The 11,137-nt window shown below is 70.6% G+C and carries 11 protein-coding genes; 2 read left to right on the plus strand and 9 right to left on the minus strand.

What is annotated here, in order from left to right; translation table 11 throughout:
• Positions 1-733, minus strand: a 733-nt coding sequence (locus ACYVE9_RS07235; RefSeq protein ID WP_461026898.1) for a LysR family transcriptional regulator substrate-binding protein, incomplete at its 3' end; no start/stop codon positions are given.
• Between the two features lie 57 nt (positions 734-790).
• Here ACYVE9_RS07235 and ACYVE9_RS07240 point away from each other — a divergent pair.
• A complete protein-coding gene (locus ACYVE9_RS07240) occupies positions 791-1,186 on the plus strand; it encodes a DUF5997 family protein (protein WP_461026899.1) in 396 nt (131 codons plus the stop codon).
• Positions 1,187-1,743: 557 nt separating this feature from the next.
• On the opposite strand, the gene ACYVE9_RS07245 is transcribed toward ACYVE9_RS07240, so the two are convergent.
• From ACYVE9_RS07245 to ACYVE9_RS07260, 4 genes are all read right to left on the minus strand, one after another.
• On the minus strand, positions 1,744-2,388 hold the full coding sequence (locus ACYVE9_RS07245) for a dihydrofolate reductase family protein (RefSeq protein WP_461026900.1): 645 nt from the start codon (positions 2,386-2,388) through the stop codon (positions 1,744-1,746).
• Between the two features lie 424 nt (positions 2,389-2,812).
• Positions 2,813-3,322 carry an SAM-dependent methyltransferase gene (locus ACYVE9_RS07250; protein WP_461026901.1) on the minus strand — a complete coding sequence of 170 codons (510 nt, stop codon included), beginning with the start codon at positions 3,320-3,322 and terminating at the stop codon, positions 2,813-2,815.
• A 241-nt stretch (positions 3,323-3,563) separates the two neighbouring features.
• Positions 3,564-4,022: a hypothetical protein gene (locus ACYVE9_RS07255; protein WP_461026902.1), complete on the minus strand. Its 459-nt coding sequence runs from the start codon at positions 4,020-4,022 to the stop codon at positions 3,564-3,566.
• An 811-nt stretch (positions 4,023-4,833) separates the two neighbouring features.
• Positions 4,834-6,285, minus strand: coding sequence for a WGR domain-containing protein (locus tag ACYVE9_RS07260; RefSeq protein ID WP_461026903.1), 1,452 nt, complete (start codon positions 6,283-6,285; stop codon positions 4,834-4,836).
• Positions 6,286-6,965: 680 nt separating this feature from the next.
• Between ACYVE9_RS07260 and ACYVE9_RS07265 the strand changes: the two genes are divergently transcribed.
• On the plus strand, positions 6,966-8,192 hold the full coding sequence (locus ACYVE9_RS07265; RefSeq protein ID WP_461026904.1) for a cytochrome P450: 1,227 nt from the start codon (positions 6,966-6,968) through the stop codon (positions 8,190-8,192).
• A gap of 71 nt (positions 8,193-8,263) precedes the next feature.
• Here the strand turns inward: ACYVE9_RS07265 and ACYVE9_RS07270 are convergent, their stop codons facing one another.
• Genes ACYVE9_RS07270 through ACYVE9_RS07285 form a run of 4 tightly spaced genes read right to left on the minus strand, consistent with a single transcriptional unit; the run spans position 8,264 to position 10,890 of the window.
• Entirely contained in the window at positions 8,264-9,529 is a 1,266-nt protein-coding gene (locus ACYVE9_RS07270; RefSeq protein WP_461026905.1) for a cytochrome P450, read from the minus strand.
• On the minus strand, positions 9,526-10,134 hold the full coding sequence (locus ACYVE9_RS07275; protein ID WP_461026906.1) for a GTP-binding protein: 609 nt from the start codon (positions 10,132-10,134) through the stop codon (positions 9,526-9,528). Before ACYVE9_RS07275 ends, ACYVE9_RS07270 begins: the two co-directional genes overlap by 4 nt.
• Positions 10,115-10,474: a DUF742 domain-containing protein gene (locus tag ACYVE9_RS07280; protein WP_461026907.1), complete on the minus strand. Its 360-nt coding sequence runs from the start codon at positions 10,472-10,474 to the stop codon at positions 10,115-10,117. Before ACYVE9_RS07280 ends, ACYVE9_RS07275 begins: the two co-directional genes overlap by 20 nt.
• Entirely contained in the window at positions 10,471-10,890 is a 420-nt protein-coding gene (locus ACYVE9_RS07285; protein WP_461026908.1) for a roadblock/LC7 domain-containing protein, read from the minus strand. Before ACYVE9_RS07285 ends, ACYVE9_RS07280 begins: the two co-directional genes overlap by 4 nt.
• Positions 10,891-11,137: the final 247 nt, after the last annotated feature.

Raw genomic sequence — 11,137 nt, forward strand, 5'->3', positions numbered from 1 at the left:
CCCTGCCGCCCGACCTGGCAACGGAGCCGCCCTGCTGCTTGCGGCCCTGGCTGGCGCCTTGCCCACCGCTCTGCTTGCCGCCCTTCCCGGCCCGGTCCGCCTTGCCCTGCGGCGAGGCCGGCGGGCGGCCCCGGGTGCTGTTGACGGTGCGCCCACGGACGATGCCGATGAAGTCCTCCACCAGGTCGGTGGTGCGCTCCTCGGGCCAGGAGAGGGCCACCTTCGACTCGGGGGCGTCCAGCAGCGGACGGTAGGTGAGGTCCCGGCGGTGGTGCAGCCGGGCCAGCGACTGCGGCACCACCAGCACCCCGATACCGGCGGCCACCAGTTCGACGGCGTCCCCGGTGGTGGCCGGCCGCTCCAGGGCGGGGCGACCCGGCAGCCGTTCCCAACCCAGCAGGTCGTCCAGCGGATGCAGCACGATGTCGTCCGCGAGGTCCGCCACGGTCACCTCGTCGGCCGCCGCCACCAGGTGGTCCTTGGGGACCACGACAACCGTCGTCTCGGTGTAGAGCGGAATGGCGCTGAAGTAGTCGCGGTCGACCGGAAGCCGGAGCAAGCCGGCGTCCGCCTCACCCGCTCGCAGCACCTCTTGGGCCTCCTGCGGGGACACCGGGACGAGGCGCAGCGGCACCTCCGGGTGCCGCTCGCCCCAGACGCGCACCCACTTGGAGGGTGTGACCCCTGGGACGTATGCGAGCCGGAAGGAGGCCTGTGCTGCCGGGACTGTCACGCCGTAAGGCTACCGGCACTGGTCGGAGGCGGCGCGCACGCTCGATACCCTGGCCCCATGACGTCGCACCAGACCTCCCAGACGATGAAGCCCGCCACCGCGGCGAAGAAGCTGGGTGTGTACCTCGAGGCCACCCCCGCCGAGTTCCAGGAGGGTGTCGTCTCGCGGGCCGAGCTCAACGCCCTCCAGGCCGATCCGCCGGAGTGGCTCCAGCAGCTTCGCCGCAACGGACCGCATCCGCGGCCGGTGGTCGCGTCGAAGCTGGGCGTGTCCATCTCCGGCCTGGCGCGCGGAGGCGTGACCGAGCCGCTCACCACCGAGCAGATCGAGGCGCTGAAGAACGAGTCGCCCGAGTGGCTGCAGAAGGAACGCGCCACCCAGGCCGAGGTGCGCAAGGAAACGGTCCGCATCAAGGAGAAGCAGGCCGCCGAGGCCCGCCGCGCCGACTCCTGACCGTCGACCCGCCCAGGCACGGCCAGCTCCGTCCGTCCGCACCCGCGCACATTGGCGTCTCGGCGCAGCGGGGCGGCCCGCTGCCTGGCACGGCTGACATGGTCGAGCTGTTCGACGGGTAGCCCCAGAACCCGCAGGTCGGAGCGGTGCGCGGAGACCGGTCGGCCCGTGTGCGTGCATGCGTGTCCGCTCGCCGGTGGCGTCGGTGAGGCCGAGGACGCCGCCGGTAGCGTCGGTGCCGTATTGGTAGGTCTTCCCTCGGGGCGCCACGGGGGGTGCCCGTGGTCGGTGCGGGCGGTGGCCACGCCACACCCGCCGCCGCGCCGCTCCCCTCCGTCAATGACGTTCTCCGGCCTCCGGGTCTGAGCGGCCATCGTCGACCGTCTGCCGTGCAACGGCCCGATCGCTGAGATCGGTACCGACTGCCATCGGCTCGCCTCCACCCGGGCACGACCTGAGGAACCGCCGGGCCGGCTGACCGCCCAAGACGCGACTCGACAGTCCGCCGCAGGGCAGCCCCGGGAGGCAAAACAGCTCCCTGGGACTGCCCCGGCCGGTCACCTTCGCCAGAACAGGTGGTGCGTCACCCCGCTCGGGCTGGGAACGACATCGAGGTGGAACCGGTCGAGCAGCTCGTCGGGGGAATCCCAGAGCCGTACTCCGGACCCGAGTTTCACGGGCGAGACCGCCACGTGCATGGTGTCGACGAGGTCTGCGTCGAGAAACTCCCGGATGGTGGTGGCCCCGCCGCCGAGTCGCACATCCTTGCCCTGTGCCGCCTCCCGCGCCTGTTCCAGGACGGTCGCCGGGCCGCCGTCGACGAAGTGGAACGTGGTGTCGGAGAGCGTGAACGTGGGACGCTTGTGGTGGGTCATGACGAACACCGGAGTGCGAAATGGGGGCTCGTCACCCCACCAGCCCTGCCACTCGTGGTCCTGCCAGGGCCCCCGCTGGGGCCCGAACTTGTTGCGCCCCATGATCTCGGCGCCGATGTTGCGCGCGTAGTCCCGCGTGAGGTAGTCGTCCAGTCCCCGGCTCCCGCCGGGGTCGGTGCGCATGGGCCAGCTCGCCGTGGCACCGGCCCAGGCGAACAGCTTCTCGGGCTCGCCATGACCGAACGGCCTCTCGAGAGTCTGGTCCTCACCGGCACCGATGCCGTCACTCGAGACGTTGAAGTTCTGGACTTTCAATAGCTGAGCCACGCGTTCCTCCTGTGGTGGGGCGACAACCGTGGTGAGTCTCTCCGGAGTGAGACTCACCGGGCGAGGCGAACTCATCGCTACTTGGGTGACCGGTGAGAGAGAATCGGCTGACCGGCGTACTGACCTGCGAGGTTCGCGCGGTGCGGGCAGGCTCGTGTCGTGGGAGGCGTCGCCCTGTGCGGAGCCCTCACTCCTGCTTTCCCGCAGAAGGGGTGTCCGGTCCAAACGGTTCGCCGGTAGTCACCGGAGGCGGGCGTACCCCCGAGAGAACCGCCTCATGGGAGCGTCGATGGCGGCCCGGGGAGCGGCATGGCCTCCCCCGTCCGCTTCTTTGAGGGCCTTGTCCACGGGATGGCGACCGGTCCGGTCGCGATGGTGGCCGCGACAGCGGTGATGGTTGACACCGAGCCAGTGCATCAGGTGGTCAGGGGATGCGGGCGACGGCGGCGTAGATGCTGATGTCCTGGTCGGCGGGGAGTTCGGATTCGGGCAGGGTGTTGTGCCAGCGGTGGGTGAGAGTCAGGCCGGGGTCGATCATGTGCAGCCCGGTGAAGAACGCTTCGACCTCCGCGCGCGTGCGCATCTGCACGGGCACGCCGCCCTTGGCGTATTCGGCGACGCCCTTGAGAACGTGATCGGGCAGCAGGTCAGCGGTGCCGTGGGACATCTCCAGGAAGCTGCCGGAGGGCAGTGCGTCCAGCAGGGTGCGCAGGATTTCGTGCGGGCCCTCGTCGTCGAGCACGAAGTGCATCACGGCGTTGAGGGACAGCGCCACGGGCTGGGACAGGTCCAACGTCTCGCGCAGCGCGGGAGAGGAGAGGATCTCCGCTGGTCGGCGCAGATCGCCTTGGTGGTAGGCGGCGCCGCCGAGGTGGAAGTCGTAGATGCGGGCGGGGTGGGGGCGGTCGGTGCGGAGATCGGGTTCGGTCGCCATGGCGCCTCCGGGCGAGTCGGCTCCGGCCGTGTGCCGGGGCGGCGTCGGGAGACTACCCATCGGCACCGCGCCGGTGGCCTCATCGCCCCTACGGGCGGGCTGGTGGGCGGCGCCGGGCCAGTCGCCGGCGCTGAACCGGCCGATCACCGGGGAAGCACGCGTGACAACCGGGCGGCACGCCGCCGGCTGCTTCATCCGGCTCCGCGGTATCTGAAGCCCGACGGGTGAGCGCGGCCCGCGCCTACCACTCGGCCACTTTCCAGGCCCGGACGGTGTAACGCTCCACTCCTTCGACCGGTTCTTCCGATTCCTGCGCAAGGACCGCGACCCGGCTGCGGCCCCGGCAGCCCACCCGCAATCGCCACAGGCCCGGGGCGCCCAACTCGATCCCCTCCGGAGCCGGCCCACCCGCCACCGACCACACCGCCAGCTCGCCCGAGGCTGTGCGCACCGTCGCCTCTGACACCTCGTCCCACGCTTCGGTCTCCTCCGGGGGCTCCCTGTCCCACACCTCAACCTCCAGGGCAGCGGTGTGGGAGTGGCCGGCGCTCTCGATGTCCAGTCGGCCCTCCAGCGCCACCAGGAAACGTCCGCCCTGCTCACGGTCCTCGGGATAGAGCACCGGCACCGCCGTGTCGTCGGCGTCCTGAAGACACAACCCGTAGAAGTCCACCCACCCGGCGAGTTTCTGACGCGCCACCACAGGGCTCAGTGCCGCCCTCCTCTCAGACAGAAAAATCCCACTTCTTCCCACCACCGATGTGAGGTGCCAGGCCCTGTCTCTCGCGGCACTGAGGTTGCAGCTGACCCCTTGACGCGAACCGTCTCTCCCGACCGTCCGCGCGTCAGGGTCGGGCGCGGTGTGCGCTCAGCCGCTCGGGAGCCGAGGAGTCGGCGGCTGCAAGCGCAGCGGTACCTGCCGAGATCGGGTGCTCAGGCCTGACGGCCTTGTTTCAGCCCGCGCAAGGTCGTAAAGGCCAGCACGGAAGAGGAGCAGATGGCGCCGGTTCCTAGGATGAGGGGATCACCTTGCTCGGCCCGCTCTCCGAGACTGCCACGAGGAGCATGATCACGCCCGTTGCCAGTCCGACGACGATGAACGTCAGAAGCTTGGCCTTCATCGCCACGGGCTGCTCCCCTCTGTGAGTACTCGCGGCCACCGAGCCGGTGCGACTCAGGTCGCTGAGACGGCTGTTGGGGCCGGGGTGACTAGGTGAAACACGATGCCCCGCCTGTCTGTTGTCCCCTTGTCCCCTACCCGGTTGGGTGGAAGACAAGGGGACGCACGAGCCAGGCCGTGGCCGCGGTTCGCCCTGTCGCCCAACTACGCGCTCGGAGCAGCGGGAGGACGTGGTGCGCATGGCTGTCGCCCACGCCTTCCCAGCTGAGAGCGCTGAGCTGCTCCGCCGTTTCGCCGAACGCGGTGGTGCCGATGCGAGTGGGTGAACCGGCCCTGGGCCATCGGAGGTTGGGGCTCGTCGGACGTCGCGGGCAGGCCGCACCCTTACGGGTCACAGCAGGCGTCGGATGTCACCGCGGACCCGGTAGAAGCCGCCGGCCGCCGGGTGCAGGGCGTCCACGACGTAGCGCGCGCCGGGCTGCCGTATCGCGCGCGGGAACTGGACGTTCCAGGAGCCGTCGTAGCCCTCGGACACCACGTGCACGCGGAGGCGGCCGTTGTCCTGGACGCACTCCACGACGACCGCCCCGGCGGGAGCGTGGGCCACCGTGGTCACTTCGGTCGCGGCAGTGGCCGGCGCGTAGGTCGGCAGTGCCGCGGCGAGCTTGACGTCCCGCGCCACCGGCACCGTGCCGTGCTGCGCCGCGGAGATGGCCGCCTCGCTTGCGTCCACGCACACCAGCGAACCGTCCGTCGTCACCAGGTACAGCCGCCCGTCGTGGTACTGCATCGACAGCGCAGAGCCGCCGCCCGTGCCGAGCTTCCACAGGCGTGTGCCGTCCCGGTCGAAGCAGTACACGGACGACGCCGCGTCACCGGCGAAGACGAAGCGCCCGCTGGGTGAGGTGGCGCACGAGTACACCGGGCTGTCACAGGCGTACGTGGCCTCGACCGCGCCATTCGCCTTCGACAGCCGCTGGACCACGCGGTGCGCGGTTCCCGCGTACACGGCGTCGTCCTCCTGCCAGCCGAACAGGACGCCGCCGCGGGTGGGCGTGTGCCACAGCTCGCCACCGCCGTCGGGCGCGTAGGCGGTGACGCCCCGGTGGTGCCCGTGGTAGACGGCCCGGTCGTCCGCGCGGACCATCCAGGCGTGGTCACCCTGACTCCGGCGCGCCCACTGGTGCTCGTCCTCGTGGTCGATGACGGTCACCCGGCCTTCGCGGTCCGAGACGTTCAGGACGCCCTCGTGGATGTCGAGCCAGAAGATGTCGACGTCCGCAGCGATGTCGTACGCCGCGAACGGCAGCTTCGAGGACAGGTCGTAGACCTTGCCGTCGTCGCAGCCCGCGTAGATCCAGAAGTCGTCGGCGACCAGGCACTTCACGCCGTCCGGCAGGTTGAAGCGGGCGAGGACGCCGCCGTCGTGGTCCAGGGTGTAGACGTCGCCCGACTGGTTGCCGACCCAGCAGTGCTCGTCGTCGACGTGGATACCGAACGCCGAGGAGCCGGTGCGGAACCGCCACAGCACGGGCGCCACGGCGCGCGCGGTGGACGGGGCCGAGGCGACCTGACGCCGGGTCACCGTGCGCGGGGCGCGCTGCCCCGGAACGGCCGGGGCGTATCCCTTGCGGACCTTCTCCCCGACCTTCTTCTCGGCCGCGGTCCGCGCCTTCGCCGTCGTGGGAAACGTCGTCGTCTGTGTCTGCCCGGCAGCGCCGATCCGTCCGTACCGCACCGTCACGACCTGGCCGTCGACGGTCACCTCGTAGAACTTGTGCGCGGCACCGTCTTCCTGTGACAGCTCCAGATACGTCGTCGACACCGTGGACGCGGCAGACATGGCGGACCCCTCCCCGGACCTGCGGCCTTTCCAGCAGGTCTCATTGCTCGAAACCGTAGGAGAGGCCACTGACAATCACCCGGTGCCGCGGCCTGCGTACCGTGCGCTCCGGCAAGCCGGCGGTCGGGCCCGGCTTGTCACAGCGGTCCGGGTGCGGGTCGGGGACGGCTTCCGCCAACGACGCTGCTGCTCGGTCCGCTTGTCCGCACGTGGCGGCACAGGGGCAGCGGGGCGGCTGGCGCGGAGTCGGGCTTCGCGGCTTTCCCGGTTGCCGCGCCGAGGGCGCGTCCGCTGCGTGGCGTGGGCGCTCCGGTCCGCGGCGCGAGGGCTGTTTTCGGCCATCGTGGCAGCGGCGTGCCGCCGTCCTCCGGCCACTGTGGCGGAGGTGGTGGCCACAACGCGTCACTGCCGGAGGTGGTGTGCCGGAGCACGTCGTGTCCTGCGGGGGCTCGGAAAAACCCGGCCGAACCGCTCGTCTCGCCCGTGCCGACGCCCCGGCCCGCGGCAACGGCGGGGCGGCCGGCGACTGCTCCGGCCTGTGCGGCGGGTGCCCCGGCGGTGGCGACCCGTCCCGTGCGCACCGGAGTGGGAACGCGCGAGGTCGGCCAGGACCGGGCTGTTTTCACAGTTGAATGATCAATAGCCTGAAGTGCGTTGCCCCATACCGACCGAGGAGCTCCATGTCCACCGCGCAACAGGTCCCTGACATACTCTCCCCGGAGTTCGCCGCGAACCCCTACCCGGCCTACCGGGTCATGCGTGAGCACGCGCCGCTGATCTGGCACGAGGCCACCAACAGCTGGATCATCTCGCGCTACGAGGACGTCGAGCGCGTCTTCAAGGACAAGCAGTCGGAGTTCACGACCGACAACTACGACTGGCAGATCGAGCCCGTCCATGGCAAAACGATCCTTCAGCTCAGCGGACGTGAACACGCCGTGCGCCGGGCCCTCGTCGCCCCCGCCTTCCGGGGCGCCGACCTGCAGCAGAAGTTCCTGCCGGTCATCGAGCGCAACTCGCGGGAACTGATCGACGCCTTCCGCCACACCGGCTCCGTCGATCTCGTCACGGACTACGCCACCCGCTTTCCCGTGAACGTCATCGCCGACATGCTCGGCCTCGACAAGGCCGACCACGCGCGGTTCCACGGCTGGTACACCGCCGTCATCGCCTTCCTGGGCAACCTGTCCGGCGACCCCCAGGTCGCCGCCGCCGGGGAGCGCACCCGTGTCGAGTTCGCCGAGTACATGATCCCGATCATCCAGCAGCGCCGCGACAGCCTGGGCGACGACCTGCTGTCCACGCTCTGCCGCGCGGAGGTCGACGGGGTGCGGATGAGCGACGAGGACATCAAGGCGTTCTGCAGCCTGCTGCTCGCGGCGGGCGGCGAGACCACGGACAAGGCGATCGCCAGCATCTTCGCCAACCTGCTGGCCCACCCCGAGCAGCTCGCCGCCGTACAGGAGGATCGCAGCCTCATCGCGCGTGCCTTCGCCGAGACGCTGCGCTTCACCCCTCCGGTCCACATGATCATGCGGCAGACGGCCCGCGAGGTCGAGCTGAGCGGCGGTGCGATACCCGCGGGCGCCACCGTCACCTGCCTGATCGGCGCGGCCAACCGGGACGAGCAGCGCTACCGGGACCCGGACCGCTTCGACATCCACCGCGAGGACCTGACCACCACCACCGCGTTCTCCGCAGCCGCCGACCACCTCGCGTTCGCCCTCGGGCGGCACTTCTGCGTGGGTGCGCTGCTGGCCAAGGCCGAGGTCGAGATCGGCGTCGACCAACTGCTCGACGCCATGCCCGACCTCCGGCCGGCCCCGGGTTTCGATCCCACCGAGGAGGGTGTGTTCACCCGCGGCCCGCAGTCCTTGCCGGTCGAGTTCACCCCCACCGCCGGCTGAGCGGCGGGTCCCACCGACCGGGTCCCGGCCCGGCAAGCCCCGTCGGGGGCCGCCGGGCCGGGAGGGCTCGCTCAGTGCACGACCGGCGTGAACTCCACGGGCAGCGCCGTCAGGCCACGCATCCAGATCGAGGGACGCCAGGTCAGCTCCCCCGGCTCCACCGCCAGCACCACGTCCGGCAGCCGTTCCAGCAGGGTCTCCACCGCCGTGCGGGCGATCACGTCCGCCAGCAGCGGCGCCGGGTACGGGCAGCGGTGCTCTCCGTTGCTGAACGACAGGTGCGCGGAGTTCTCCGCGCCCCCGTGCGAGTCCGGCCAGATCTGGGGGTCGGTGTTGGCCGCGGCCAGGCCCAGCACCAGGCAGTCGCCGGCCCGGATGTGCCGGCCGCCCAACTGGGTGTCCCGCACCGCCCAGCGGCCGATGAAGTTCTGCGTCGGCGTGTCCAGCCACAGCACCTCGTTCAGTGCCTGACCGACACTGAGCCGGCCGCCGGAGACGTTCAGCGCGAACCGGTCGTCGGTCAGCAGCAGCCTCAGCGTGTTGCAGATCCAGTTCGCGGTCGGCTGCTGCGCGGCGGCGATCACCGAGATCAGGTCCTGCACGACCTCCTCGTCGGTCAGCTCCGCCGGGTGCAGCAGCATGCGCGAGGTGACGTCCGCACCCGGCAACTGCCGCTTTTCCTTCACCAGTTGCTGAATCCGCCCCTGCACCCGCACATACGCCGCGACGGGGTCGTCACCCTCCCCGGCGTCCAGCGACATCTGCAGGTCGCGCACCAGGTCCTCGGTGTCCTCCGCGCCCGCGGGCATGCCGCACATCTGGACCGCCGCCCGCATCGGCAGCGTGTGCGCGAAGGAACCCATCAGCTCCGCGCGGCCGCTGCCGGCGAACGTGTCGATCAACTGGTCGGCGAGCAGCCGGCACTCGTGGGCCAGCTCGAACTGGTCCACCGTCTCCAGCGCCTCGGTGATCACTCCGGCGCGCCGCTGATGCTCGTCGCCCTCGGTGAACAGCACCGACGGTTGGTAGCCGACGAACGGCATGAGCGGCCAGTCCGGCGGGATCCTGTCCCACTGGTTCCACCGGCGCGAGTCCCGGGCGAACAGCTGGTCCTGGCTGGTGACGTAGCTGACCTCGGGATATCCCAGCACCAGCCAGGCGGGGACGTCCCCGTCCAGCAGCACGGGGGCCACCGAACCGTGCTCCCGGCGCAGTGTGCGGTACAGCTCGGACGGCGTCTGCTGGTACTCCAGCCCGCTCAGCCGCACCGCTCCCGCGTGCGCGGGGCAGCCAGGAGGCGCGTCCTGCTCGGTGGAGGAGCCGGTGGGGTCGGTCACGGTGTCATCTCCCGGGCCATGGCCAGTTCGTACAGGTGGTCCACGAGGGTGATCAGGACGTCCTTGCCCGACGACCTGATGCGTGCGTCGCAGTCGATCAGCGGCACGTGCTCGGGCAGCGCCAGAGCCTGCCTAATCTCCTCCAGCGAGTGCGCGGAGGCGTCGTCGAACCGGTTGACCGCCACCACGAACGGGGTGCGGTGGTACTCGAGCCGGTCGATCGCGTACCAGGAGTCGCTCATCCGGCGGGTGTCGACGAGCACCACCGCACCGAGCGTGCCGGAGAACAGCCGGTCCCAGAGGAACCAGAACCGCTCCTGCCCGGGCGCGCCGAACAGGTACAGCACCATGCGCTGGTTGAGGCTGATGCGTCCGAAGTCGAAGGCCACCGTCGTGGTGGTCTTCGAGGCCACCGAGGTCTCGTCGACGCCTACGCCGGCCTGCGTCATCACCTCCTCGGTGTTCAGCGGCCGGATCTCGCTCACCGAGCGGACGAGGGTGGTCTTGCCCACCCCGAACCCGCCCACCACGACGATCTTCAGCCCGGTCTCGGCCGCGTCGTCCAGCGGCGTCCGACCCGGCAGCTCAGAGGTTGCGGAGTCCATGCAGCACCTCCTTCAAGAGGTCGGAATCGGGCATCGAGGCGACCGACCGCGCCGCGCGCGGCTGACGGGCGGTGATCTTGCCGGTCAGCAGGAGGTCGCTCAGCAGGATCCTGACCACGGTGACGGGCAGTCGCAGTTCGGCGGCGATCTCCACGACGGCGGTGGGATGCCGGCACATCTCCAGGATCCGCACGTGCTCGCCCTGCATGCCGGGTGATGCCTCGGACTCGCGGACGATCAGTGTGACCAGGTCGAAGGTGCCGTCGTCCGAGCGGCTGCGGCCACCGGTGACGGTGTACAGCCGATCGGGATCACCGGTGTCCACCGGCCGGCGCTTCACGAGGACAGGCCTTTCTGCGGCGTCGTCCGGGGCTCCGCCCGCAGGTGCTCGCCGATCTGCTCGACCAGTTCGGTCATCTGGTGGCCGACGACGCTCGGGTCGGCGCCCTCGTCCGCGACCACTCCCAGGTGCGCGCCGTCACCCGCCTCGACGATGAACAGCAGGCCGCCGTGGAACTCCGTCATGGAGTGCCGCACACCCCCCGAGCCGCTGCCGAACTCCACCGAGGCGCCCTGTGCGAGGGCCTGGATGCCCGAGCAGATGGCCGACAGCTGGTCCGCCTGGTCCAGGGAGAGCGCTTCGCTCCAGCAGAGTTTCAGGCCGTCACGCGAAAGCACGAGGGCGTGCCGGGTGCCGGGTGTGCGTTCCAGCAGGCTCTCGAGGAGCCAGGTCAGGCTGTTGTCAGTGGTCTGCATGGTGTGCGTGGGACGGACGGGCGCCGTGCGGGCGACCGTCTGCCCGTGCCTCCAATCTGACTTTTCTCGTGCGTGAAAGTAGGGCGGGCAACCCCGGGTGCGCCCTTTGCAAGCTTGTGGTGCCGCTACTCGTGCGGCGGTGTGGCCTCGGGCTCCGGCGCCGCGGCGTCGCTCTGCGCGTTCCGCCCCCGGTGGAACGCGCCGAACTGGGTCCCCGCGTCCCGGCCGGCCTGGGACGGCCGGATCG

The organism is Streptomyces sparsus, from assembly GCF_054776295.1.